Below are 24880 nucleotides of genomic sequence, written 5' to 3'. Positions count from 1 at the left end.
TCTAATTCGATCAGTGGAGGGAACTAAAATTCATAGTCCATCATCACTTGTAAGCCTCTCCAAGACACACATCTGATTTCCGCTCATCGTAGTTTGAAACTAAATACCAAAAGTTCCACCTTTCCTTAATTTTCAAGTCAAGCTTACTAGGAATCTCATTCGTCGTTAAGTTAAGCTTCACATTCTTTTCACTATTTAATTTTGACCCATCAAAGGTCACATCAAAAAGTATTTCACCATTGTCCTCAATCTGATTTATAAATTTTGGATACACCTTTTGTTCTCCATCTGCCAAAAACCATTTATTGAGCTGTTCCTCCCCGATTTTTCCTCGAACTAAAACAGAAATACTACCTTTAAACAGAGGGAAGATCGGAATTATTGGACCCACTATATCAACGACGTTCTCCGCGATGGCAGTAACCACTATATCCTCATTAGAACTTTTTATAGGTATTTTATTTTGCCACACTTGATTACCACACAATCTTCTCTGGCTGGTCGTATCGAAATAAACTAGATTTTCTTTGCTTAAAATCGCACACCGAAAAGTCGACAGAGCTACTGCTACTAGCATAGTGAAATACTTCATAAGTGTCTAACCCTCTACTTTCTGACAGTAATTAGCTATAGTTGCGAAGACAGCGTTAGAATCCAAAAAATAAGTAAATTGCCGAAGCAGCTTTAATAGAGAAATCCGTCAAAGAAAGGGCTGTACTTAGGTTGGATAATTTTTCCCATGTTTTTCTCACCAAATCATTTGACCTAGACTCAGAAGGAATCTTGGATTGCGAAATAATGATCGCTGCATAAGCTCGCGCTAGTTCTTTCTGATCTTCTGTAGCTTTAGTTGCATTTTCAATTCTCTGAATCAGGCTTGCCAATACACTTTCGACGTTTCTATCCGGATTAACTTGAATTTGTGTGCTTGCAGTTACTCCTTGCTGAATTTGAGAGCCACGCATATTTTGAACATTAATAATATTAACTATGGGGGAAAAAGATCTGTTCTAGTATGGGGATCTGTTCTTGCACGCTCGATTTCTGCTATACCTTGGTGAGTTAACTCAATAGTTGGACCACCTTCATGAGTCCCCATTGTTGTAATATTAATCAAACCTTCATGAACGAGATAATGGATAATTGCGTTTACGTGCTCAAATTTATCAAGGCCAACTGCCCGACCAACTACTAAGCTGTCAATATTTACACCTGCATCTCCACCGACTTCATCAAATAACTGATTTAAATACTTTAATCTAAGTAATTGCTTTCTATTTATGTCAACCACATTCACCTCCTCAGTCTTTGAGTTGATTGAGATGTACCCTGTTGAACTTGAGATTCAACAATATTGCCATAAATATTTGTTATATTATAGTTCGCTCGAGAAGCCTTTTGTATCTCATCAGCAGAAAAAGACACATCGCCGCCGACAATACCGTCTTCCTCAAGCTTAAGAGCCCAACTTAGAATTAAATTTTTAACAGAATCTAAAATTTTACTTAATGCTGCTAACGAGATATGTAGTGATGGTTTTAACTCTATACCCATTGCCTCTATTTACTCCATACAGGTCTCCGCTGGATAGTCCATAGTTAAGGTGCCAATGGAACTTGCATTTCTAAGAATGTGTTCTATTTCAGATGCTGCTTGAGCGCACGGACGGACTGAGAGAGCTTCTTGCGTCTTAGAGCTTTCAAACATTATGCTTTGCCAACCATGATACGGATTCCAAGCTTTAGGAATACCTCGAATTATTCTATACGGAGGAAGATCAACCCCTGAGGGATACCCATTTAGCTCATGGTTTACCCAATCCTCCAGTTCTTTAACCTTAAGTTTTCTTGCAACAAAATATGCTTTCCTAAGCAGGTCCGTAAGACCAACATTTTTACTAAGCGCCTCTCTTTGTAATTCCAAAACCAGTAACGCCACAGACATCCTTTTTTAGAAAAAAATCATTCTTCAGGAAGAAGTTTCAAGCTTCCAGCGATAATTGCAATAAGCAATAGCAAGTAATTGCATGGGAAGTAGAGGAAAATGATCAAATACAAAATGCTAAAAAGACCTATCACGGACAGGCAAATCGTTTTTTTAGGTATACGCTTGAGAGTCACACTTCTTTCAATTAAAAACGAAACTATCGTTACATAAAAAAGAACGATCGACGTTACGTTCAAGTAAATTGGATCAACACAATGTCCACGAATAAAAATTATCCCGACCCCAAATACACCAAATCCAAAAATTGCTCTGACTAAAACAGCATTTCGAACTGCAAAATAGTATAATGAAAAAAATAAAGAAGTTGTGCACAATAAAATGGCATGGAGAAAAGGGTTTCTCCAAAGAAAAAGACACTCTAAGATCAAGATGGTTATAGATAGATATAGAATTTTTCGCCAAACTGGGTTTTTTTTCGCGTAAAAAATGATGCTTAGAATACAAAAGGCACAAATAAAAAGATTATAAGCTATGGCACTTCTGTAATCAGAATCACAGTCACCTTTTAACAAAAACGTCAAACCAAACATAGCTAACGCTGGGACCGCAATGGACATCGATTTTTCGCGGTTTTCTAACATATTAGTTTCCATTTTGCCTACACTCCATCGGACGATTTTGACAATAATCGCTTGGTATTCCATTTGGGGTTGCTGAGTTGGGTATATGTGAAAAAACAATTGAGAAGTAGTTGCCGAGCCATAGATATCCATCTTTTGCGTTATTCGCTACAGAATTATATAGGATAGCATCTTTATACCATAACTGATCAACCGGTCCTCCCAAATAGCTTATAACTCCGCCCGTCAAAGCTCCAACTCCTGCCGACAATCCCAGAGATCCCCAGTCGAACGTGACTGATTCCCAGCCCTATCCAACGCCACTATCTTGAAGATATTGTTTCCCTCTTGGAGCTGAAAACTCTGATTTAACGAACCTGAATCTTCACTGTAAACTATAGTCGAATTTCTATAAACGCTAAGTCTTACTGGTGAAGAGTCTGTTACAGACGCAGATAGAATAACAGATTGTGAGTTTGAAACTGCTGATGGTTGACCCGCAGAAATGATTGGTGCTTGGGCATCGTACTGGAAATCAAAAGTCGAATTGAGTTCACTTGAAATACCATTTTCGTCTATAGCTACCACAGCCAGATTTTTTATACCAGATTCAGTAAAAAACAAACTGACCGAATACCCGTTATCAAAACGAAGTGTCGCGGGCGAACCATTAACTGTAATGCTTGTTAATGGAGAACTCGACTGTATGACAATTTCTTGTGAGAGATCTTGGGAGTAGGTTGTGATGCCTGTAATCGGATAAACAATTTCTAGAGCCGCATTTGATTGAGACCAAGTTACGTTGAAAAAAATCACGAAGAAAATAAAAAAGAAATGCCTCACCCTGTCCTCCAATAGTTGAGCTAGTAAGATCGGAGTTAAACTAGAATTCTTTAAAGGCTTGAATGCCCAATAATGAGATTAATTTTTTTTAACATTTGGTTACTAGACTAATTGAACTATTTAGGATCTGGTTGTTTTTCCAAGAAGTACGAATGTACAAAAAACCTTATCTAATAAATAATTTTTATTGATATTTATTTTCGCTGCAATGAAATGAGAAAATTATTGACAAGGTACTTGCCATCTACTGAAGAGATTGCGATAACTCAATTACGTCAAGCGCTCTACAGTTTTGGACTTTACCTGATAAATTTGTCGAAGTTACTGACGAATTCTTAAGAAGATCTTCTATCTGAGCCGGTGTGTAGCTTGTCCCTCTGGACTTTAAGTAAGCAATAGCTAAAGCAGCTGCACCACTTACCACCGGAGCAGCCATTGATGTTCCAAAAGTCCTTTCATAACTATTAATGGGATCACTGCCGGGGGTAGTGGTATAAATTCCACTAGAAAGATTTTCTCCGCCTGGTGCCATTATCTCAACGTAATAGCTGCTGTAGTTGGAGAAAAAAGCATAAGAATCATCATCAGACAAAATCGCGCCCACAGAAATAAATCCATCTATAGCCGCCGCGTAAGACGCCGGTACTGCTAGATTTGACGAAGTTAGAAGTTCTCCCGCATTTCCAACTGCGGCGACTAAAAACACTCCTGCGGCCACTGCGTTTTCTACGTTTGTTCGCATGACCGGAGAATCCTGCGGGGCTCCAAAACTCATATTGATCACATCCGCATCATTGTTTACTGCGTAGATTATAGCTTGGTTTGCCGCCGAATTACTGACAGATGCAGTTGCTCCTGAAGCATTCAAATGCATGATCTGAATGTACTGCCCCATCATTCCAGCTGTACCTACGGAGTTATTGTGCCTCGAAGCTATAATTCCCGTTACAAAAGTTCCGTGTTTGTTACCTGCTTGAGGGTTGGGATCTCCAATATTAGATACGAAATTATAGCCATTGACATCATCTACATATCCATTGCCATCATCATCGGTGAGATTACCCGCAACTTCATCGGTATTTACCCATTTGTTCGCATCTAAATCTGGATGGTCCACATCACCTCCACTATCGATCACCGCTACCACAACCGTCTGATTTATTCCTTGAGTGGGATGGTAGAAAAAGTCCCACGCCTCCGGCATACTTAGTGCCGTCAAATGTCGAGACTGTGAAAACTGAGGATCGTTGGGTGTCGCATATAAATCTAATTGAATATCTTCTTCGATATATTTAATGCATGAGTCCTTTTGCGCTATATTCTCTAAACTATGAACGCTTACATCAGATGCAAGATTTAAACTTTCGATAGAAAAAGGTATTTTCATTTTTGATGCCGATGAAATCTTAGATCTTTCAATTTCGACTCTACCCAGAGATTTAAACTGCGACGTTAAACCTTTTTTACTCACGCAGTTTAAATCGATGAGAGAAAATAGCTTCGTGTCCCTTTTTATGCTTGAAGCTGATGAGCTTTTGATGCTATGCAAATGCAATTTCTTGCTTGAAGATTGTGAGTACGGAGTTGGGCCGAAATCATTATTCGAACAACTCAAATTTTCTATTGAACCTTCGTTATCACGATTTCCAAATAGATTGGGAACGCTACACGCTGAAGCTCCAAAGATTAGTAAAAAAGAAAGAAAAATATAGTTCTTCATCTAAAATAAAAAGTGGCATTAATAAACGGGTCGAATGCGGACGTATTATATTTCTCTGATAAATTTGTTTCCGCACCACCCGTTTTCATTTTTTTATATTCAAATGCTCTATAAGCTAACTGAATACCTAACGTCATGTAGGTTGTAACATCATAATTATATCCCAAGACTAACTGATACCCCAAATCCCCACTATAAGTCGTATCAGAAATAGATGGGGCTTTGGTTTTTAAGGTCGGCATAGCAAATAGCGTAAGATTTAGGAAAAAACTTTTATAATTATATCCTGCCATAGCTCCAACAGCAGTTCTCGACCAGCTATACTCAGTATCCCCAGAAGCATCTTTAAAAGTGTTTTTTTCGTTATCCGAATCTAGCTCAAGTCCAAAATTCCAGTCATTGTACTTGTATCCTAAAATGAGCCGTCCCAACAAATCAAAACGGTCTCTAGAAGACGACAAATTTACACTATCGCCCATATAAAATAACGAACCACTGACGAAAAACGAACTCCCACCACTAAAAGAGTAATTATCATCCAGGCTGGGTTTTGCGTAAGAGCGCTGATATTGAGCTAGCGAAGACGTCGATGCAATTAAAGTCGCAACGAATAAAAAGTGTTTGAAATTCATAGTTTTATTATGCCAAAAATTTAATACTTAAATAAGATATTTTCGAACAGCGTAGACAAAAGGTATGCTTATTTTAACGTAAACTACATTTATTTTCTTTCGGACGACCGTACCATTTCAAAGCAAAAGTCTCGAAATCTATTAAGAGAACTTAATAAATAAAAATCTTCCCGACCTAAGTCTGTAATACGTCACAACACTAACTTGATAGCTGCAATCATCATGTGCTTTGATTAAGAAAACAATTTTTATTGAGGTGACCCGTGTCTTTTTTCTATAAGTTCTCTTTCTTCTTTCCCATGTTCTTTGTGGCAGTTCAGTCTCAAGCTGGTTTTCACTTTGAGCCATATATTGGTGCAGCTATAAAGGGAGAATGGGAAAGCGGTAGCTCAAAAGATGATGTTTCGATGACCGAGCTTGGTTTTAAAATGGGTTATCAAGCGCCCTCAGGCTTTCAAGTAGGCGGTGAACTTCAATTGGCCGGAAGCACTTACGACCGATTCCTTAGTACGACTGATACTAAGGCAGGCTTAGCAGCATTTGGCCTTTATATGGGATATCAATCTGAAATGGGTTTAAGAGGATATGCACATTTTCTCTTCGCTTCAGCTCTCGCTTTTGACGATGTTGATAAAACAGGACTTGGCGGTAACGGTTTTAAGTTGGGCGTGGGATATTCTTTCGTTTCTTGGTTTGCGATCAATCTTGAATATCATTTGATGAAATACACTAAATACAAGGACAATGACGTCAGTGATTTTACATCGCTGACTCCGGAATTCAAAAATAATTTTGTATTTCTCACTTTTAGCTTTCCATTTAATTTTGGCAGTGGAACTGATAGCAGAGACAGCTATCGCCGCAGCCGTTAAATTATATTATTATCTGCTGAGATAAACAATTAGTCTAAAATACTAGGGATTATTATCCAGTTCCTGGATTACACTAGTCACCCTTGCGTGGTATCCCTTTTGGGCCTTAGCCCATCTTACTGGACTGCGTTCCAGTGAACTTTACACGCTTAAGTGGGATCAGATCGACTTGGAAAATAAGCGTCGGTATGTTCATCGTAATTGGAAGAACCTGTTTTCGGCCCTACCAGGGGGCGTTACTGGAGATCGACTCCGATTCAGTTAGAGCAAATTTTAAGCTTGTTTAAGGAACTAAAGTTTAAACGACGAAATGAAAAGTTTGCCTCTATACATTGGGAGCATTAGACGCAAAAAAAACAGGCAGCCATTATACGAGATGTCTGCCTGGACCCTGGAGGTCCCTCAATAAAATCTTATACGCTAAGAGCCTGCTTTGCGACCCTGTTAATCAGGGACACAGTCGCTCCAGCGGTAGTGAGGAAAATCTGTGGCTGGAAGGAGCTAAAAACCATGTAGCGGTACATTAAGCTACCAGGCATCGAGGTCCAATGGGCACTACGGGTTTAAAACTTTTACCAGAGAAAGAGTCCATAGGACGTATCGTAAAGCTTTTTGAAATATATTTTTTTAACTTGTAACACCGGGAGTTGGTGCTGGAGGTGATTTGAATCTAAGGTGCTAAAATTGCTTAAAAGGCGAGGAAATCACCACACTTTCCCTCATAGCCTTCAACAATTGTCTTGTTTTTAGACATAATTCCACTCTAAAAGGGCTTTAATTGGTCGTTCCTGGGTACAGCGTTTGCTACTCAGAGACCGAGGGGAAACTCATGAAATCGTTATGTTGGGCGGTCATTTTGTTATCAGCTTTGGGAGTGTGTGCCGCGCCTCAGCCTGCGGCTCCCCCTCGGCCCGTCGTCTGCTCCCCGTGGAAACAGCTGAATCGTGAAGAACAGCACCAAGCGACGCAACTCCTTCGCAACTATGAATCTCGTCAACCCGAACTTCGTCGCCGCTATCCTCTGAATTTGTCTCTTTTAAATCATCCCGATTTTTTAGATCGACTGGCTCGTGGAATTTTACAGAACGAGACGGGCTGTCGCGAAAACAGTTTTACGTTTTGGAAAAACACGGAGCCTTTTCCTTCGCTCGGTTTACTCCACGCCATTTGGTATCCCGCAGGGGCTAAGTCTCAGCTCACCGAAAGCTTCCCCCCTCTGATTCAATTTCTACGTGCAGAAATCCAAAAACATCCTCAGTTCCCTGCCCGTATCCCCCAATGGCTGGATGTCGATAAGATCGGTCCATCCCCGTGGCAGAACAAACAGGAATTTGATTTGGCCTCAAAAAATGCCGAAGCTCTCCGTCGCTCGGACGATCTCTCAAGTCTTCGCTCACTCAACCCGCGGGCGTATCATCAAGCCGTTCAATTTCGAGAACTCCACGATTTCCTCAGACACCCTTCCGTCCTGGCGCTCCAGGCCCGATACGCGGCTTATCGCATGCAGCGCTCGGTCTATAATATTCTCGCCGCGGCAGAGAGCAGCCATCAAACTCAACACATCTACACCCAATTGCAGCGACTCATCACTACGGAAGAGGGAATTTTCTCTTTGATTGATTACATCAATTTTAAAGGCGAAGGCATTAATCCGGGGGAAGTGACGGCGATCGGTAATCACGCCTGGGGGCTAAAAACCGTTTTAGAAAATATGCGAAATCAAACTCCGGCCCACACGTTTTGCCAGCGAAATCACTCGGAGTTCCACGATGGACGTTGCGCCAATGTTCAATTCACTTTGGCTTCGAAATTTGCACTACATCGATTAGCGGCTCATCGTGGAGAGAATGGATCCGCTTGTCAGCAGGAAGGACTCAGTCTCATTCAACGCGCCGACGGGAGCCGTGGCGGATGGACGGCGCGGATCGAGGATAACTATATGCCGGGACGATTAGCGCAACCGCGCTGCCCGAATGTTCCCGTGCAGCAGTTGCACTCGTCTTCGGGCACTACAATCTCTCGTTAATATCGCCGCGATCCATTGATTCTAAAGTTTTTCACAAGGAAGCGGAGTATTGATCTTCTTTCCGAAATAATCATCACTGTCATTTCCGCCCATCCAGATCTCACCATCAACAATGTGAGAGTCTTTCACGGTAATGACGTACCACACTTTGCTATCATAAGAGGTATCTACGAGAAACTCATATACAGCGCCCTTCAATGTCTCTTCTAACGGCAGTGGAGAGCTCATCGTCTCTCCAGTTCCTAGAATCGCTGATGAAACCGATTGATCCACAACCTCAACAAACAGAGCACCCTCATCTCCGCAATTAAATGAGGTGCCGTAGGAAACTCCACACCAAACCATTAAAGAACAAACAACTGAAAATCGAATCATAAAGTCCTCTGAATTTTTTGTTAATCACCTACGTACTCAAAATACGTAAAGCTTCCCATACCTTTGGGATTAAAAACCGCCTTGGCTTTCTCCATCTCCAGATTCACCGTGGCCATGAGACTATCGACCGAAGTCGAAAAGGCCGAAGCCTGCTCTTTACCAATCATCTCGATCGGGAGAACTTCGATGCGTACAACGCGCAATCGAGCGCGAATCGGAGCCTCCGGAGATTCTTTCGTCTTATTCTGGAGATTGACGATAGTTCCAACGCGGAAACAGTTGCGATCCCCAGCCAAAAATGTCGCCGTGATGAGCCCGACTTTAATGTATTCGTCTTGATCCTCTGGAGCGGAGATGCTCATTTGATCTTGAAATGTTTTGGGGCAGGTTTGCGGACGATCCCCTTCTTTTTCGTAAACCGAGGCGACAAATTTTGCCGGGGGTTCTACCGGAGTGGAGTCATTGCCCACAAAATCGAAAAACGTAATATTCACCATTCCCTTGGGATTAAATGTTTTTTTCGCCGCTTCGTTTTGAGTTTCGGCGTAATCTTTGATTTCTCCTAAAGTCATACCCAAAGCTTTCGCGTGCGACTTTGTTAATTTATCGACAGGTACGATTTCAACTTTAGTCACTTTCACCCGAGCGCGAACGGGCGCATCTGGATTTTCTTTGGATTTATTTCGAATATTCACAATGCTACCAATACGGAAACAGTTTCTATCGCCAGCAGAAAGTGCGGCATAGATCGAACCGTTCAGTACGCCCTCATCATGCTCCTCGGGGCTTGCAAGATCCACGGAGTCTGTGAACTTCGCGGGGCAGGTGGAAGGACGTTCACCATCGTCCTCGAGAACAACAAGGCTTTGCGCGCCGACGGTGCCATTACTTCCATCTCTTCGAACCGGCACATCGCGTGGCCCACACGCCGTCGCCATCGTAGCGAGCGCTATAAATAGTAAAATCCCCTTCATGTTATTCCCCCCGGATTAACGTTTTATAATCTCAAATGCGATGGGCCAGTGATCTGACACGCCATCTTTCTTGCGCTCATCAAATCGCGCCGGTGAACCAAATTTATTGCTTTGGTACACACTATTGTTCTCGATACGAATACTCTGAGTGATCACTTTCCACGGACCCGCGCCCTCTTCGAGCAAGTTGGGTGAAAGTAAAAAGACATCAAAAAATGACCATTGCTGCTCCCGAGGATAAAAATAAGTTCCCGGGCAATTGTTGCAGCCGATAAAATGAGACACTCCCCACTTATCCATCATCTGTGTAGTTAATAACTTCTGCGAGTTTTCCTCGCTGGACGAAATATTAAAATCGCCACCAACCACAACGAGACGATCTTTTGGTAAACTTTCTTTAATTTTATTAATCTTAGCCAGCGACTGACGACGGGACTCCGTTGGAGAGCCCTGGGACGGCAAATGCACAACTAAAACAGTCATTAACGTTTCATCTGGAAGTCTCACAGTCACTTCTAAAATCCCGCGCGTGGCACTGATTTTTTCCGCGGGGAGCTCCGCCGTCGGAGTAAATTTTAAATCATGATAATTCACCGGATCGACCACTGGGAGTTTAGTTAAGAGGCCCACATCAATTCCCCGCTCATCGGGTCCTTCGACAAGGATTGCCGGTTGATAGCCCAGATCTGACAAGTGCTCGGTCCGAAACTGTTCGAGGACGCGGCGATTTTCCACTTCTTGCACAAGTAAAATATCAGGACCTTTTCCACCTTTAACTTGCCTAAGAACATCGGAAAGACGACGCATTTTTTTTGCGACGACTTTGTCGTTCCAATCTTTGGTCATACACTCGGTGGCGCGAAACTCGGCGTTGTTACTTAAACGACATCGAGCTTTGACCTTCTCGCCTTTCACAACCAGGGGCAAATAGGTTTCGTCGTTTTTACCTTCGTCATGCTGAGTATCGAAGAGATTCTCCACGTTATAGGTCATTACGGTGATGGAGTTTTGAGGAGCTTCGTAGCCGGGAGTAAAAACGGGCTTGCGTGGGCCTGTGCAGCTCACACTGAGATAAACCAATACCGAACAGACTAAGGTAGACTTAAGAAGACCGACAAAATTTTGTGACACAGACCCCCCATGGGACACCGGCAACGTTACACAACGTCATCAAAAGATCAACACGGGCATTTTTAATTTTCGGTTAAGGTTCATAAAACGCTTGAAATTAGCCGCGGAATTTGGAACCATGCGCCAGCTTCTGGGGGAAGTATGAGAAAATTTTCAGCACATTGGGCGCTCGTCGCTATCCTTATTACATCGTTGGCTTTCGAGGCATCCGCTTCTCTTTCGGTTCTCGAGACACTCTCTTCCGGAGATTCGAATTGGGGCATGAGCGCGTTTAGTCTCACGGGCCTTAAGGGCGAAGGACTCCAGAGTGGTGGCACCGGCTACAACATGTATAATTTTGTGTCCGCCAACTATCGTATCAATAGTTCGAGCAAAATCAGTTTGCGCGCGCCTTTTATTTACAACTCCGCCTCCTACGATGATTTTGGAAATCAAACGACTCTTAAAGAGCAAGAAATGCTCCTCGGAGATTTTATTGTCGGATACACTCAATATAATCTGGCGCTTCTCCCCGGAGATATCGAAGTCTTTTGGGAAATTCGCTCCTACTTTCCCACGAGCAAGGGAAGCCAAGCGCAAAGAAAGATCGGAGCGATCCGCAACGAGTTTATTATCTCTAAAACGATCAACCGACACTTTGATCTCGAGTACTGGCCCAAGTTCACATGGCATATTCAAACGCAGGCCGCCTACGAAAACGAGAACAGCACTCCTGACAATCTCATCATGAGCAACACCAAACGTTACGATTTAGATCATTGGGCGACGCTTTGGTATAAGATGGCCCCTGGCTTTGGTTTGGGATTGTTCTTCGGTGCAGAAGACAACTGGTACAATGCTTCGAGTGTGAACGATACGTCCCGCCAACGAAACAACCGTTTGCATGAACATTTGATCAAAGCCGGTCCCGCACTCCGTTTTACCCTCAATCGAAACTTTAACTTTATCTTGAATGTCTCGAATAAAGTGAACCTTCGCGGTTATCGCTCCGAAGACACCGGCAAAACATCCGATCTCGGTCAGTTCCGCGGTGATCAGACCGAGTTCGTGCTGCTCGCGTTTCTTAATTTTTAAGAAGAGCTCTTAAATTTTTTACCGGGTGTCAACGGGCCCGCCCTGTAGATCCTATTATCGATTTCGAAATTGATTTTCTTTTGATGTCTCGTCCATTACGTTCGGGCTTCTATTAAGAGTATGGGGCTTTTAGTAGAAATTCAGGGGTGAATTCGGGGGGAACAATGAAATCACTAATTTTCGTCATCATCGGCTTGATGTCTTTTTCAGCCTTTGCAGAGCCATCTGGCTTTGATCTCGAACTTTCGAAAACCCGTTGTGCTGCTCCTGCGGCCGATGAGCCGATTGTTTATAACTCCGATTTTCGCTGGAACTACACGCTCCCAGAGATGGCTCAGCGCTTTGATGAGATCTACAACAGCGGCAAACGACTGGATGCCCGCGCTTTCTATAGTAAAGAGGATGATCAGTTTTACCTCACTCATCGCGGCTTCAATACGGTGAACCGAGTTAAGATCAACGAACTCTTTATAAAATCAGTCACTCGCCACATTGAAGTTTCTCTGCAAAATAAATATGCCGAATTCATCTTTTTCCCCGACATGGGACACAGCCACCTTTACTTTGAGGAAACCCACTGGCAGGCCGCGTATCCGGTGATTCCCGAAACTCCTGAATTTTACCTTCACTACGAAGAGATGCTGAACGACCCAAAGATGCGTGCGCTTTATCATACGGCCGAGCAGCTCGCGATGAAGGATAAACACACCGGCAAATTCTATGACGAACATAGTGAGTTTCGCTTCTGGCACCGCAACCCGGTGGGCGACAACACGATCCCCGACGTGATGGCGATCTACACGGACCCTCACCACGTTGCAAACTCCGTCGGAGAACTCCACGGACACCACTCTTGGAGTGCGGGCTACAACATCAGTTCCAGCAAAAATGGATGCTTTGCTTACCGTCACAAAGGAAAAATTTTATTCTTTGATATCAGTCTTTTAGATCTTCCGATGGATCCCAATAACCCGCCGGACTACACGTAGATCTATCCCGGGGGCCAACTGAGCTGTCGGCCGCCCAAAATATGCATATGCAAATGATAGACAGACTGGCCACCGTCGCGGTTCGTGTTGATCACGAGACGGTAGCCGTTCTCCGCAATCCCCTCTTTTTTAGCAATCTGACTGGCCGTGACTAACATATGCCCCATCAGTTCCTTATCTTCCGAGGTTAAATTCGCCATGGAGACGATTTCCTTCTTAGGAATAATAAGGATATGGGTGGGCGCTTGGGGCTGGACATCGCGAAAAGCCATGCACTTGTCGTCTTCGTAAACGGTGGTGGCTGGAATTTCTTTGTCGATGATTTTTTTAAATATTGTCATAGCCTTTAATTGTATTTAGCATTGATTTTAGAAGGCAACGAAAACATGAAACAACTCATCGCAACCTATAAGCCTTATTTTCCAGCAAGTTTCTTTTTGGGAGGCTTTGCCTTCGATCTGCTCACCGTTTCGCGCATTGATGATTCGTTTCAACTGTTACAACAGTTTGTCTATTTGGCGGTGATCGGGGGATTTCTCATCGCCGACAAGTCGGTTCGCGTTTCTCATCTGTTCCAACATCGCTTTCTCAGCAAACTCTGGCCCTATCGTCATGAGGTGATTCACTTTTTTTTAGGAGCCCTACTTAGTGTTTACATGATTTTTTACTTTAAGAGCGCTTCGCTCTGGAGCTCATTTATTTTTATCGGGGGCTTTGCCCTTCTTTTAGTGCTCAATGAATTTCAAATGGTTAAAGATATCGGCGATATTATTCGCTTTGGACTGTTTGCTCTGTGCAGTTGCTCCTATTTTGTTTATCTGATCCCGGTGATGTGGCAGCACATCGGATTCTTTACATTTTTGTTTTCGCTGGTCATCTCAGGAATTTTCTATTTGAGTTTTATCTATCTGATCTCGAAATTTGAAAATATCACCCAAAAAGAGTTGGTGCGCGATATCTTTCTCCCCGGTGCATTTGTTCACGTTTTGTTTTTAGTTCTGTATCTCACCGCATTTTTACCCCCAGTGCCTCTCTCCGTGGAAAAAATGGGAATCTATCACCGCATTCAAAAAGAAAACGGGAACTTTGTTTTGTCGTACGATCGCCCATGGTACAAAATTTGGGAGCGTGGGGCGCAAACCTTTATCGCCGAGCCCAATGATAAGATTTATTGCTTCACCAGTGTATTCGCTCCTTCATTCTTTAAAGAAAGCATCAACATGGAGTGGTGGTTTAAAACAGCCAAGGGCTGGAGCAAAACCGACACCGTTCCTATGCAAGTCATGGGTGGGCGAGACTTGGGATTTCGCGGATACACCACAAAACAAAACTTTACCGACGGAGAAATGCAAGTGCGTGTGACCACGTCCGACGGCCGCGAGTTGGGCCGCATTTACCTCACCGTCCAAAAGTCACCCACCACCACTCCCGACCGCCCCTTCCACTCCGAGTCCTACTAAAAGGATCGGCGTACCTTTTATGGGTGCTATAAGCCGGGGTTTTTGTTGGGGCCGAAATTTGTTAGCGGCTTTGTAATTTTCTCTTTGGGACTCTGGCGAGAGTCCCTTTCCATGGTTTTAAAAGCGGTCCCTCCTTTGCTCAGAAAGAGCATAGGAGGTTTGGGTGTCACAGAAATATTGGATCTCATTGATCATCATCGCAAGTATAACCATGGCGTGTGGTTCGTCAGAGGCCAAACGCAATCGTCGACGCGCGCAAAACAATCGCAACTGTCCTCAACGACTCAGCGGAACTTGGCAGTTTGGCGCCGCTCCCTTCAGTTGCGGATTCCCACAAGAACATGCAGCTCCCCTTCGCGACCGTTACAACGAAGTGACGTTTGATGATAACGCGTCCAAGGACGCAGAACGCGTTCGCTACATGCGCGAAATGCACAAATACATCAACGAGACCGCAACCGCCTACTTGCAACGAAGAGAGCCGCAAGCGTCCGCAGTCGACGTTGAGGGTTGGATCCAGCTGGTGCTCGCTACCGCTCATCAAGAGAGCTATTTTTCTCATTACCGATTAGGACGGGATCAACTCTTTCGATTCTTTAAAGGCGATCACGATCATGGCCATGGCATGATGCAAATTGATAACAGATCTCACGGAGTCTTTATTAATTCTGGCAAAGTTTACGATCTTCAACGGCATATGGTTTACGCCATGGACATTCTTTACGATGGCCGACAAAAAAGTATTCGCTCCCCCTGCTCTTCAAATCCAGTCAATATCGAAACTGTCAATCGCTCCGCTTATAGTGCCTACAACGGCGGACCCGCATCGCGATGTCGATGGACCAACCCAGGACATCGCTGGGCGCGAAACGATCAACAGTTTTGGGTGAAGCATCAACAAAAGGATTGGTCGCGCTTCATCTCTTCCACTGTTGAAACGCGGGCCGAGACCAGTTCGCTCGCCGCTCCTCGCATGGAATCCTATCCATCGACGCCACCCCAACGAGCTCCATTGCCCCGTCCGAGACCCACTCAAAATCGACGTCCCGTGATCGACGATTATTCCATTCACAGAGATTCTTTGAAAGGAGATGTGGTATGAAACACTACCTACTCCCGCTGGGGATGATTTCCGCGGGCTCGCTCCTTCTGATCCAATGGAATTCACCAGCTCCTCAAAGCCGACACACCCCACTTCCATCTGTTCCTCAAGCTCAGTTTAGGTCCGCACAACTGTCGAAAGATCCTGGGACCGCAACAAACTCTCAAAGATCGGCTCAAGTGGCCGTTCCCTCTGCAAGGGTGACTCAACCTCTACAGCTCCAGATGCAGAGAGCTTTTGCCGAACCTTATGCGTTTTTCCAACAAAAATTAGAAACATTGAGAAACTGCCTTAAAGTAAGAAACTGCAAATATCCTCAATCTGACCCGCAGTCCTACGAAATCGCCGTGTATGAGGACATCACCAAAACTCTCCGCACCTTACGAAGCTGGGTTTTAAGACACAACTATAAAGATGATCGAATAGCTCCGTTCCTTAAAGAATTTCTTCCCTTCGAATCCGCAGGAGTTAAAATGGAGGCTCTGCGAATATTATCCACCCAGACCGCCGATCCAACTCTCGTGGAGCCCATATTGAATCATGTGATTTTATTTTATCATCCGGAAAGTATTTCTCTCGCCATGCAAGAGCTTCACCGTATCGATCAGCCCTCGCAAAGAGACCGTATGGATGAGGTGTTCGCGTCGGTGCTTGTCGAGGGCAGCGTGAATGCTGCGGTCGAAATCGCAAAAAGTCTTAAACCCTTCGTCGACGAAAGCAATCGTCAAAACTATCGACGATTACTCCATCGCCTCGACCGTACACCCCTCAGCGAAGAGATCGCAGAGGAGTTACGATCCGCACTAGATTAGGGAGCATACATGGAGGCTTTCCACGTATCCCCGTCTTTGACGTACTTCCATCGAGTATGAAGTCGATATTGACCGTCTTCCCAAAACTCAATGGACGTCGGGCGAATTCCAAATCCTCCCCAAAATTCAGGCCGAGGGATCTCGCGGTCCGCAAATTTTTCTTCGAAGGATTTTACCAGATCTTCGAGCACCTTGCGGTTCTCGATGGGCTGACTTTGCGGAGAGGACCAAGCGCCAATGCGACTGCCGCGAGATCGTGTTGAGTAGTACTCATCCGAAATTTCCGCGCTGGCCTTCATCACCGTCCCTTTGATGCGCACCTGGCGACTGACCGGAAATCTCCAGTGAAAGTTTAAAGCGGCGACTGGGTTCTTCAGGAGCTGCCGTGATTTGGGACTGTTATAATTGGTAAAAAAATAGAACACTCCATCGATCGTCCGTTTTAATAAAACCACCCGCGAATCCGGCTGGCCCTGCTCATCGATGGTCGATATCACCATTGCATTCGGCTCGATGACACCAGCCTTCTCCGCCGTCTCCATCCATTCTTTAAATATTAAATAGGGGTCTGCACCTAAGCTCATAACATCTCTTTTCGCATTTGTTCTTTAATATATTTAATAGGGGCGCTTCCGTAACTTAAAAATTTCTCATGAAATTGTTTTAAATTAAATTTATCACCCATTTTCTTTTTTAATTCCTCACGAAAATCAAGAATTTCGACAAAGCCAGCAAAATAACTGACCAACTGAACCTGAGAAACTCCCGCACGAATCCACTTCTTCTCGGCCTCTTCTTGCTCCTGGAAAGCATCGCGCACCATCATCTGAATCGCTTTGTCTCTGGAGAGATTCAAGTTATGAAGACCGTAGTCAAGAATCGTATTCGTGATCACTCTGAGTCGCCATTTGTAATACATCAGCCACAGTTCCGGCTCGCGATTCCCGTAGCCCGCCTCCATCATCGCGAGTTCCGAGTAGACGGCCCAGCCTTCGACCATCGTTCCGTTGCCGAAGATCTTTTTGGCCAAGCTTGGATTTTTAGAGGCGTAGACCAGTTGGACGTAATGACCAGGGATGGCTTCATGGATATTAAGAATCTGCAAAGTATAATTGTTGTACTCCCGCAGATAACTCTCTTCCTGCTCGGGAGTCATTCCCTCCAGCGGAGTGACGTTATAGTAGGTTTCTCGATCACCGTCATAGGGACCGGGAGAATCAACACTCGCTCCGGCAAAGCCGCGTTGATAGGTCGGAGTTTCACGAACCTGTAGCTTTTTCTTCGGATCCAGAGTCATCAAATCTGTGGCGACGACAAAATCCCAGAGTTCAGGGACTTGCTTTTGAATCGTCGGAACAAACTCCGAAGCTTTGACGTGATTCTGAGAGACTTTAGCGATCACTTCCCTCATTTTTTTCATGGAATCTTTAGGAGGCTTTTGACCTGGGAAATACTTCGGCCACAGGTCGTCGGCAATTTTAGCCATCGAGGAATGAGTTTCCTGCCGCATTTTGAGAGCGCGCTTGTAGATCTCCTCACTGGTGAAGCTCGACTGCAAATCGAAACTAAATTTTTCGCTATAGAGCTTTTGACCGAGGCGGAAGTCACGGTAGGCGCTTCGAAATTTAGATTTAGAAGCGGACTCATTGAGCTTTTCCAGATCTCGCACAAAATTCTCGGTGGCCTCAACGGCTGTTTTCAAGTGAGTTTGGAATTCTTTCTCTGGGTCACCGCGAAGCGAGCGACTCTTGGACTGTACGGTGCTCTTAAGATACTCCACCGTCCCTTTGTTTTGCTTGATGGCGAGAGCTAAATGCTCGCGCGTGGGCTTAGAAATATTCTTGAGCGCCGCTTCGTAGTATTTGGGGAATAATGCCATCTTTTTAGAAACGGCTAAGGCTTTTTCTTTTTCGCTTTTCTGTGGGCTTTCTAAAACAAGAGCGATGTCTTCTCCGAGATTGTAATTGGAAGGATCCCACTGCCAGCTTTTAAAAGTATTTGAACTCCACTCCGCACGTTCCAGGTAATTCAACATCAAGTGATAATCCATAAGTTCGGAAGAGTTGAGCTGAGAATGATCGAAGCCTTTGAGTTTGGTTTTGCTTTGAGCATAGAAATCGAGCATACGTTGGCGATACTGATCATCGGGAATCGTCAACTGGTCGTCATACTGATGGAGACCTATCCCCACCGCAAAACTAGGGTTGAGGCTCTGGAGCTCGTTAAAAAACTCGTTGGAGAACTTTTCGAAGGGCCTCAACTTCTGAGGAACCTGTACAGACTTTGACGAAGAACTACAGCCGACTAAGGACGCAAAAGTCATTAAAGTAAAAAATAAGATAGATGTATGGAATCGACTCATAAGCTGCCTCTTTCTTCCGTGTAGACCGATGTGTTTAACATAAAACGAGATCCGTGACATCTTTGCTGTCCTTTGTCACAATACCTCCCATGACGACCGAGGCCGAATTCCTAAAGCTTATTCAAAAAATCAGCCGCAAAACAGGCTATCGGCTTATCGGCGATGATGCCGCCATAGTGCCAACTCCCCCCATTAAAAACTTAGTGATGACGACGGATCAGTTCATCGAAGGCACTCATTTTACTTGGGACCAAATGTCATCGGCAGAGATTGGATGTAAAGCGGTGGTTCAAGCTTTAAGCGACATCGCTGCGATGGCGGCCACACCAATTTCTCTTATGGCATCGGCGGCTTGGCCCCGATCGCAGGATCAAAAGATCAAAGGCGCACTCAAAGGAATCGAAAAAGCATGTCGGGAATATCAAGTCCCCTTAGTGGGCGGAGATATCAGTCGCTCCCCCTCCACTTATTTTGATTTTTGTGTGATTGGTGCCAGTTCGCAACCTGCTTTAAAGTCAGGCGTTCAACCGGGAGATTTAATTGTTATGACTGGACCGACCGGCTTAGCGGCGGCAGGCTACCTCTGCATTCAGAAGCATTGGAACTCTCCGTCCCTCATTCGAAAATTTAAGAAACCGACCGCTCAAATCCAGATCGCAAAAATTTTGGCTCAAAAAAACTATCTCACATCGGCCACCGACATCAGCGATAGCTTAAGTTTTAGCTTAGGAGAATTAGCTAAGCATTCAAAATGCAATCTGATTATAGAAAAACAAAAACTTCCATACTCGCCGGCCCTAAAAAAATTCTGCCGAGACAAAAAACTTTCGATGGACGAATTCATTTTCCACGGGGGCGAAGATTACCACCTCCTCGCAACTGTTCATCCCAAAACGCCTCGAAAATTTCTCCTCGACCATGGTCTGCATGCTGTAGGATACGCCACCATGGCGCATTCCAAGCCGAAAATTTTTGTACAGATCGAAAAGCAGATCGAAGAGCTAATTGTAAGAGGCTGGGATCCTTTTACCTTGAACAAAGGCTAAATTATTTGTCATCATAAGAATGATGAGTAGTGAAAGTTCGCAAATCTTATATCCCCGATCTCCAAGATATGTTCTCCAAATGAAAGACCGAAAAGTCCTTCGCTATGCCTCGCATCCCAAAGGACATCGATCTTTCTTTACAGAAATTATTAATATCTCAGAAACCGGCATGGCATTCACGGTGCCTTATCTCGATACGCCAAATGTCAACGAAGTGATTATGGTGGAATTCACTCCTCCGAACGGAACTGCCGTTGCCTGTTACGGGAAAGTTTTGCGCGTGCAAAATTATACCATCATCGAATCTGATTTTTTTGAAAAAAACTGTAAATTGATCGGTGTTAAATTTATTAAACTTCATGATAAGCAGGCCGAAATTATCCGCGTGGGCCTGGCTCGAGAATTTAAAAAGCTTCAAGGAAAATTTTATCGCAAACAACTGGCCACGAAACTGCGTTGGACATGGATGCATAAAAAAGCCCGCCTTCTCACCACCGCCGTTGTGGCGATCGCAAGCGCTGCGGGCTTGGCCTACTGGTTATTCTAACTCTCGAGATAAAATATCCCTTTGAATCGACAAACCCCATCTTTTGACAAGGTAGGGAACCACAAAAAGAGTCGACAGCGTTGCCGTAAATATTCCTCCAACAACAACGGTCGCGAGAGGTTTTTGCACTTCGGAGCCGATACCATGCCCAAACACCATCGGTAAAAATCCAAAAGCCGCAACAAGCGCGGTCATCAGCACCGGACGCAGTCGCGCAAAGGCTCCCTCGCTGACAGCCTCATCCATGGGTTTCGATTCTGCCAAATGTAAAATAAACTCAATAAGCACCATCGAGTTGAGCACTGCAATTCCCATCAGTGCAATAAACCCCACCGCGGCCGAAACACTAAAATCGATCTGCGCAATCCAGAGAGCAATCCATCCGCCACTGACTGCAAAAGGGACCGCCGACAAGATAATAAACGTGACCGGAAGGCTTCGAAAATTGTTCCAAATTAAAAGGAAAATAATCAGTAGGGTAAAAGGAATAATAATCATCAGTCTCTGGCGGGCGCGTTCTAAATTTTTAAATTGCCCACCCCACTCCATGCGATACTCAGACGTAACCTTTAGCTTTTCGTTCAACTGATCTTTAGCTTTAGCCACGACTCCACTGATATCCGTCCCCTTTAGGAATATAGAGACGGCGCCATAGCGCTGACCAAAACTCCTGGCGATGGTCGTCACTCGATCTTCAATCTGAATCTGCGCAATCGACTTGAGTGGAATCGTGCCTCCATCCATCGTTGAAATTGGTAATTTCTCGATCGCCTGAGGATCCTCGCGATAATCGTCTGCAAGCCGTAATAGAATCGGATAGCGCCAAATCCCATCCGTGAAGAAGCCCAGGGGTTCACCCGCCATAAACGAGCGGAGATTTACGTTGGCACTTTCCAAGGAAACATTCGCATCGGACATCTTTTTAAAATCCAGCTTTACATCCATGGCCGGGCTTTCTTTCAACGCCGTCAATGCATCCAAGTGGACCTCTCGGATTTCTGGCATTTGAGAAAAAATCTCAACGGACTTCTCGACGTATTGCAAAAGCTGTTTAAGATCAGGTCCGTAAAAGCGAAGGGAAATATCGGCCCGACTCCCCTCAAGCATCTCATTAAAACGCATTTCGATAGGTTGAGTGGGGCTGATCTCCGAGGACGGAAATCTTTCGTGAATTGATTTTTCAAGATCTGAAATGAGCTCATCGGGTTGACGACCGCTAAACCCTTTTTTGAGAATTATAAAAGTATCGGCCAAGTGGACACCCATGGGATCGGTCGCCGACTCTGGAGTTCCGATGCGAGAGAATACGTGTTCGACCTCGGGAAACTGCGCGATCACGTTTTCCACTTCTTTTTGTTCCTCAATGGCCTGAGTGAGAGAGATTTTGGAATCGCGAGCAATACCCAACACCAAATCGCCCTCAGAAAGCTGAGGAACAAACTCTGACCCCGTTTTAAAAAAACCGATCACAGCAATACCAAAAATAAAAACAGCAATTGCGGGCAACAGAGCGGGCTTCTTCAGAATTTCACCGAGAGTCTTTTTGTAAAAAGATGAGGCCCAAGCAAATATCCGCGTCTCCTTACTTTCTTTAAAAGAAAATCTTTGGACTAGTGAGTAACCGAGCACAGGCATCAAAATGAATGCCACCACCAGACTCCCAATTAAAGCGGAGATCACCGTTAGTGCCATGGGATAGAAAAGTTTGCCCTCAGTTCCTTCCAAGGCAAAAATAGGTACGTAGACAAGGACAATAATAACCAGTCCAAGAAAGACCGGGCGAGACACCTCGACACTGGCAGCGATCACTTTTTCTTTAAGATTGTCCTTACTTCCCTGAATCCGGCGAAGAATATTTTCGACAAAAACCACGGAGCCGTCGACCAATAAACCAAAATCTAAAGCGCCTAAGCTCATCAAATTGGCCGTCACTCCGAATTCGCGCATACTGATTGCCGCAAAAACCATCGATAGGGGTATTGCCATGGCCACCAATAGGGCGACGGGTATCCTTCCTAGAAAGATGAGAAGAACTAAGATCACGAGCACAGCGCCTTCGGAAAGATTCTTAAACACCGTCTTAATCGTTTGATTCACCAAATAGCTTCGGCTGTAAACGGTGTGCAACTCAATATCCTCGGGCAAAGCTATTGTTTTTATCTTTTCATCGACGCCTTCTGCGACCGCTTTAGAGTTCGCACCCACATTCATCAGTACGGTTCCCAGAACGACTTCGTCGCCAAACGCCGTGGCGGCACCGACGCGCAGGGGTTTACCGAAGGAAACTTCGGCCACATCTGAGAGCAAAATATCCTTTCCCGCGAAGCCGATTCTAAGGGGAATTCTTTTTAACGCCTCTAAGGAATCCACCGGAGAGGAGGTCTTTACAATGATCTGGGTTTTGTTTCTTTCGATGTAGCTTCCACCAAAATTTTCACCGAGCGTATTAATTCTTTCGGCGATTTGATCGATGCGGATGCCATAATTCTGCATTTTTTGAGGATCGAGCTTAAGATGCACCTCCCGATCATACCCACCGTTGGTATCGATATCTCCCACACCGGGGATCTTTTTTAATTCTGGTCGGACCACTTTGTCCTGAAACATCTTGAGAGCAATTAACCGTTCATTAAAGGATTTTGGAGAATTGGGCTTGGACTTAAGAACGTACATATAAACTTCACCTAAACCCGTGGTCGGAGGTGCCATTTCGGAAGTCACTCCTCGGGGAAGTACGCTACTTAATTTTTGCATGCGTTGGGAGGTTAAAACCCGCGCCTGATGGAGATCCGTCCCGTCTTCAAAAATTAAATTCACTTGAGACAGCCCATACTTGGAAATCGAACGAATCTCTTGAAGTCCCGGTAAACCTGCCATCTCGATTTCGATGGCCAAAGTCACCGTTTTTTCGATCTGCTCGGGATCGAGCGATCCGGTTTTGGAATTGATCATCACCTGAACGTTAGTGATATCGGGGACGGCGTCCACCGGAAGGTGCCGTAAAAGATAAATTCCCAAAGCAACGAGTAGACCAAAAAAGAAAAACACCTGTAAACGACGGCGGAGTAGAGTTTCAAAAAAAGTCTTCATTTTTTACCTTCAACGCTTAAAATTTCTCCGGTGAGAAACGAAATGTCTGCGACCGCATTGACGAACTCGCTCTGCAAAATCCAAACTTGCTGAACCCTTTCGAATGTGCTCGTATCGGCCTCGAAGAAAGTGAGGAGGTCCACTTGTCCCCGCTTAAATCCCGTCACCACCGTCTCTATATCCCTTTGCAAACGAGTCAGTTGCGCCGTGGGATATTTATCTAAAAACTCCTTGAGAACTTTATAATTATCAAAAGCCTCGTCTAATGAAAGTCGCACTTCTTGTCGGACGAGCTGAGATTTTTTTTCAGAGGCTTGAACTTGAAAATCAGCAGATTTGGTCTTGTGCCGATTTAAGTTGAATAACGGAAGACTGATATTTACGCCCAAGGAGTAGTTATCCTCAGGATTCCCGTCGCGGCCTTTGACCTTTGTCGCCGCCAGTGCAATGTCGGGCCAGCGTTGCCAACTCTCCATTTGTCGAACCTGTTGGGCATGAGTGAGCTCGAGTCCGGCCAATTCAATGTCGTGGTTTTGCGCTTCGAGTTTACTTAACAACTCTTCACGATTTAATACTAAAGGAGCCTTCACTTCATAGCGAGGAAACGTCTCGCGTTTTTCCCACCGCAACAGAAGATTCATTTTATTCCAGATGTGCTGCAAGTGAGCATGAGCCACCGCAATCTCCTTTTGAATGACAGAGATTTTGTTAGAAACAATCAGCGACTCCGCCGCTTTTTGCGGCGACAGATGCTTACGGGTGGATATGTACTTTTGCAGGAGTTGAAATCGCTTTTCACGCTCTTCCATCGAGCGAAGGATCTCCCTGCGGGCTGTATACTCAAAGATCGACTTCATCATATTCACTTGAGTCAAGAAGGCTTCGTCCTCGTAATGATGTTCACTAATAGCTAAAGTCGACTGCGCCAAGTTCTTCTTGATCCGCAAAGACCAAGGAGTAGAAATCGGTTGGAGCAATGTCGCTTTAAAATTATTGATCGGTGACGCCGTATTGTCATCGCCTCTCTGTGTTTCCAACAGAATTTGCGGGTTCATCCAGGCATCGCTGGATTGCACCAAGCTCCCTTTGGATTGGGCGTCCAAGCCTTGAGATTGGACCGACAAACTCTGCTCGACGGAAGTTTTAAGTAACTGCTGGAGAGGGACATCCGTCTCCGCAGACGCAAATGCACCTATAAAATAGATAAATAAAAATAAAGACTTCATCTTCGTCCTTTCGCTTAAATTTTAACGGGAAA

General features: G+C 44.7%; 25 protein-coding genes. 9 read left to right on the top strand and 16 right to left on the bottom strand.

All coding sequences use genetic code 11. From position 1 onward, the window contains the following. Positions 1-43 precede the first annotated feature (43 nt). The 8 genes from K2Q26_08905 to K2Q26_08870 form a co-directional block, all read right to left on the bottom strand. Positions 44-592 (bottom strand): hypothetical protein, encoded by a 549-nt coding sequence (locus K2Q26_08905; protein ID MBY0315625.1) that lies wholly within the window; start codon positions 590-592, stop codon positions 44-46. A gap of 55 nt (positions 593-647) precedes the next feature. Further along, positions 648-965 carry a hypothetical protein gene (locus tag K2Q26_08900; protein MBY0315624.1) on the bottom strand — a complete coding sequence of 106 codons (318 nt, stop codon included), beginning with the start codon at positions 963-965 and terminating at the stop codon, positions 648-650. 23 nt (positions 966-988) lie between these two features. Next, positions 989-1291 (bottom strand): hypothetical protein, encoded by a 303-nt coding sequence (locus tag K2Q26_08895; protein MBY0315623.1) that lies wholly within the window; start codon positions 1289-1291, stop codon positions 989-991. Between the two features lie 2 nt (positions 1292-1293). Next, positions 1294-1554 carry a hypothetical protein gene (locus K2Q26_08890; protein MBY0315622.1) on the bottom strand — a complete coding sequence of 87 codons (261 nt, stop codon included), beginning with the start codon at positions 1552-1554 and terminating at the stop codon, positions 1294-1296. A gap of 9 nt (positions 1555-1563) precedes the next feature. Further along, on the bottom strand, positions 1564-1938 hold the full coding sequence (locus tag K2Q26_08885; GenBank protein ID MBY0315621.1) for a hypothetical protein: 375 nt from the start codon (positions 1936-1938) through the stop codon (positions 1564-1566). An 875-nt stretch (positions 1939-2813) separates the two neighbouring features. Continuing rightward, positions 2814-3410: a hypothetical protein gene (locus K2Q26_08880; protein MBY0315620.1), complete on the bottom strand. Its 597-nt coding sequence runs from the start codon at positions 3408-3410 to the stop codon at positions 2814-2816. 244 nt (positions 3411-3654) lie between these two features. Beyond that, positions 3655-5130: a S8 family serine peptidase gene (locus K2Q26_08875; GenBank protein MBY0315619.1), complete on the bottom strand. Its 1476-nt coding sequence runs from the start codon at positions 5128-5130 to the stop codon at positions 3655-3657. Next, on the bottom strand, positions 5127-5762 hold the full coding sequence (locus K2Q26_08870; GenBank protein ID MBY0315618.1) for a hypothetical protein: 636 nt from the start codon (positions 5760-5762) through the stop codon (positions 5127-5129). Before K2Q26_08870 ends, K2Q26_08875 begins: the two co-directional genes overlap by 4 nt. Before the next feature lie 263 nt (positions 5763-6025). On the opposite strand from K2Q26_08870, the gene K2Q26_08865 reads away from it, so the two are divergent. After that, positions 6026-6634, top strand: coding sequence for a hypothetical protein (locus K2Q26_08865; protein MBY0315617.1), 609 nt, complete (start codon positions 6026-6028; stop codon positions 6632-6634). A gap of 829 nt (positions 6635-7463) precedes the next feature. Next, the gene (locus K2Q26_08860) at positions 7464-8660 is read left to right on the top strand and encodes a hypothetical protein (GenBank protein MBY0315616.1); all 1197 of its coding nucleotides are present in this window, start codon (positions 7464-7466) and stop codon (positions 8658-8660) included. Positions 8661-8681: 21 nt separating this feature from the next. Here K2Q26_08860 and K2Q26_08855 read toward each other — a convergent pair whose 3' ends face one another. Genes K2Q26_08855 through K2Q26_08845 form a run of 3 tightly spaced genes read right to left on the bottom strand, consistent with a single transcriptional unit; the run spans position 8682 to position 11140 of the window. Then, positions 8682-9035, bottom strand: coding sequence for a hypothetical protein (locus K2Q26_08855; GenBank protein MBY0315615.1), 354 nt, complete (start codon positions 9033-9035; stop codon positions 8682-8684). A 20-nt stretch (positions 9036-9055) separates the two neighbouring features. Then, the gene (locus K2Q26_08850) at positions 9056-10009 is read right to left on the bottom strand and encodes a hypothetical protein (GenBank protein MBY0315614.1); all 954 of its coding nucleotides are present in this window, start codon (positions 10007-10009) and stop codon (positions 9056-9058) included. A 15-nt stretch (positions 10010-10024) separates the two neighbouring features. Next, positions 10025-11140: an endonuclease/exonuclease/phosphatase family protein gene (locus tag K2Q26_08845; GenBank protein ID MBY0315613.1), complete on the bottom strand. Its 1116-nt coding sequence runs from the start codon at positions 11138-11140 to the stop codon at positions 10025-10027. Between the two features lie 141 nt (positions 11141-11281). Here K2Q26_08845 and K2Q26_08840 point away from each other — a divergent pair, with 141 nt between their 5' ends. Beyond that, the gene (locus K2Q26_08840) at positions 11282-12214 is read left to right on the top strand and encodes a hypothetical protein (protein ID MBY0315612.1); all 933 of its coding nucleotides are present in this window, start codon (positions 11282-11284) and stop codon (positions 12212-12214) included. Positions 12215-12378: 164 nt separating this feature from the next. Beyond that, a complete protein-coding gene (locus K2Q26_08835; GenBank protein MBY0315611.1) occupies positions 12379-13203 on the top strand; it encodes a hypothetical protein in 825 nt (274 codons plus the stop codon). A gap of 2 nt (positions 13204-13205) precedes the next feature. Here the strand turns inward: K2Q26_08835 and K2Q26_08830 are convergent, their stop codons facing one another. After that, the gene (locus K2Q26_08830) at positions 13206-13544 is read right to left on the bottom strand and encodes a histidine triad nucleotide-binding protein (GenBank protein ID MBY0315610.1); all 339 of its coding nucleotides are present in this window, start codon (positions 13542-13544) and stop codon (positions 13206-13208) included. 45 nt (positions 13545-13589) lie between these two features. Between K2Q26_08830 and K2Q26_08825 the strand changes: the two genes are divergently transcribed. The 3 genes from K2Q26_08825 (at position 13590) to K2Q26_08815 (ending at position 16577) form a co-directional block, all read left to right on the top strand. Continuing rightward, on the top strand, positions 13590-14663 hold the full coding sequence (locus tag K2Q26_08825) for a DUF2914 domain-containing protein (protein ID MBY0315609.1): 1074 nt from the start codon (positions 13590-13592) through the stop codon (positions 14661-14663). A gap of 163 nt (positions 14664-14826) precedes the next feature. Next, positions 14827-15765 carry a hypothetical protein gene (locus tag K2Q26_08820; protein MBY0315608.1) on the top strand — a complete coding sequence of 313 codons (939 nt, stop codon included), beginning with the start codon at positions 14827-14829 and terminating at the stop codon, positions 15763-15765. Further along, complete coding sequence (locus tag K2Q26_08815; GenBank protein MBY0315607.1) at positions 15762-16577, top strand: hypothetical protein; 816 nt, start codon at positions 15762-15764, stop codon at positions 16575-16577. The genes K2Q26_08820 and K2Q26_08815 overlap by 4 nt, the downstream gene beginning before the upstream one ends. Here K2Q26_08815 and pdxH read toward each other — a convergent pair. Both pdxH and K2Q26_08805 read right to left on the bottom strand, forming a co-directional pair. Then, the gene (gene pdxH, locus K2Q26_08810; GenBank protein MBY0315606.1) at positions 16574-17161 is read right to left on the bottom strand and encodes a pyridoxamine 5'-phosphate oxidase; all 588 of its coding nucleotides are present in this window, start codon (positions 17159-17161) and stop codon (positions 16574-16576) included. The genes K2Q26_08815 and pdxH overlap by 4 nt on opposite strands. Further along, positions 17158-18939, bottom strand: coding sequence for a DUF885 domain-containing protein (locus K2Q26_08805; protein ID MBY0315605.1), 1782 nt, complete (start codon positions 18937-18939; stop codon positions 17158-17160). Before K2Q26_08805 ends, pdxH begins: the two co-directional genes overlap by 4 nt. Positions 18940-18992: 53 nt before the next feature. Here K2Q26_08805 and thiL point away from each other — a divergent pair, with 53 nt between their 5' ends. Together thiL and K2Q26_08795 are read left to right on the top strand one after the other, a co-directional pair. Further along, positions 18993-19985, top strand: coding sequence for a thiamine-phosphate kinase (gene thiL, locus K2Q26_08800; protein ID MBY0315604.1), 993 nt, complete (start codon positions 18993-18995; stop codon positions 19983-19985). A gap of 79 nt (positions 19986-20064) precedes the next feature. Beyond that, the gene (locus tag K2Q26_08795) at positions 20065-20532 is read left to right on the top strand and encodes a PilZ domain-containing protein (protein ID MBY0315603.1); all 468 of its coding nucleotides are present in this window, start codon (positions 20065-20067) and stop codon (positions 20530-20532) included. Here K2Q26_08795 and K2Q26_08790 read toward each other — a convergent pair. Together K2Q26_08790 and K2Q26_08785 are read right to left on the bottom strand one after the other, a co-directional pair. Then, positions 20524-23622, bottom strand: a complete 3099-nt coding sequence (locus K2Q26_08790; GenBank protein MBY0315602.1) for a CusA/CzcA family heavy metal efflux RND transporter — start codon at positions 23620-23622, stop codon at positions 20524-20526. The two genes, K2Q26_08795 and K2Q26_08790, sit on opposite strands and share 9 nt — an antisense overlap. Further along, positions 23619-24848, bottom strand: coding sequence for a TolC family protein (locus tag K2Q26_08785; protein MBY0315601.1), 1230 nt, complete (start codon positions 24846-24848; stop codon positions 23619-23621). The genes K2Q26_08790 and K2Q26_08785 overlap by 4 nt, the downstream gene beginning before the upstream one ends. Positions 24849-24880 lie beyond the last annotated feature (32 nt).

The sequence above is a fragment of the Bdellovibrionales bacterium genome (assembly GCA_019750295.1).
GTDB lineage: Bacteria > Bdellovibrionota > Bdellovibrionia > Bdellovibrionales > JAGQZY01 > JAIEOS01.
This window is presented reverse-complemented; position numbering and strand designations above follow the sequence as displayed.

Excerpts from the sequence above, each read along its gene's own strand:
- K2Q26_08790 (MBY0315602.1), bottom strand. The coding sequence starts at position 23,622 with ATGAAGACTTTTTTTGAAACTCTACTCCGCCGTCGTTTACAGGTGTTT.
- pdxH (MBY0315606.1), bottom strand. The coding sequence starts at position 17,161 with ATGAGCTTAGGTGCAGACCCCTATTTAATATTTAAAGAATGGATGGAG.
- K2Q26_08835 (MBY0315611.1), top strand. The coding sequence starts at position 12,379 with ATGAAATCACTAATTTTCGTCATCATCGGCTTGATGTCTTTTTCAGCC.
- K2Q26_08785 (MBY0315601.1), bottom strand. The coding sequence starts at position 24,848 with ATGAAGTCTTTATTTTTATTTATCTATTTTATAGGTGCATTTGCGTCT.
- K2Q26_08875 (MBY0315619.1), bottom strand. The coding sequence starts at position 5,130 with ATGAAGAACTATATTTTTCTTTCTTTTTTACTAATCTTTGGAGCTTCA.
- K2Q26_08900 (MBY0315624.1), bottom strand. The coding sequence starts at position 965 with ATGCGTGGCTCTCAAATTCAGCAAGGAGTAACTGCAAGCACACAAATT.
- K2Q26_08855 (MBY0315615.1), bottom strand. The coding sequence starts at position 9,035 with ATGATTCGATTTTCAGTTGTTTGTTCTTTAATGGTTTGGTGTGGAGTT.
- K2Q26_08805 (MBY0315605.1), bottom strand. The coding sequence starts at position 18,939 with ATGAGTCGATTCCATACATCTATCTTATTTTTTACTTTAATGACTTTT.
- K2Q26_08870 (MBY0315618.1), bottom strand. The coding sequence starts at position 5,762 with ATGAATTTCAAACACTTTTTATTCGTTGCGACTTTAATTGCATCGACG.
- K2Q26_08850 (MBY0315614.1), bottom strand. The coding sequence starts at position 10,009 with ATGAAGGGGATTTTACTATTTATAGCGCTCGCTACGATGGCGACGGCG.
- K2Q26_08840 (MBY0315612.1), top strand. The coding sequence starts at position 11,282 with ATGAGAAAATTTTCAGCACATTGGGCGCTCGTCGCTATCCTTATTACA.
- K2Q26_08815 (MBY0315607.1), top strand. The coding sequence starts at position 15,762 with ATGAAACACTACCTACTCCCGCTGGGGATGATTTCCGCGGGCTCGCTC.
- K2Q26_08825 (MBY0315609.1), top strand. The coding sequence starts at position 13,590 with ATGAAACAACTCATCGCAACCTATAAGCCTTATTTTCCAGCAAGTTTC.
- K2Q26_08860 (MBY0315616.1), top strand. The coding sequence starts at position 7,464 with ATGAAATCGTTATGTTGGGCGGTCATTTTGTTATCAGCTTTGGGAGTG.
- K2Q26_08905 (MBY0315625.1), bottom strand. The coding sequence starts at position 592 with ATGAAGTATTTCACTATGCTAGTAGCAGTAGCTCTGTCGACTTTTCGG.
- K2Q26_08830 (MBY0315610.1), bottom strand. The coding sequence starts at position 13,544 with ATGACAATATTTAAAAAAATCATCGACAAAGAAATTCCAGCCACCACC.
- K2Q26_08890 (MBY0315622.1), bottom strand. The coding sequence starts at position 1,554 with ATGGGTATAGAGTTAAAACCATCACTACATATCTCGTTAGCAGCATTA.
- K2Q26_08795 (MBY0315603.1), top strand. The coding sequence starts at position 20,065 with ATGAAAGACCGAAAAGTCCTTCGCTATGCCTCGCATCCCAAAGGACAT.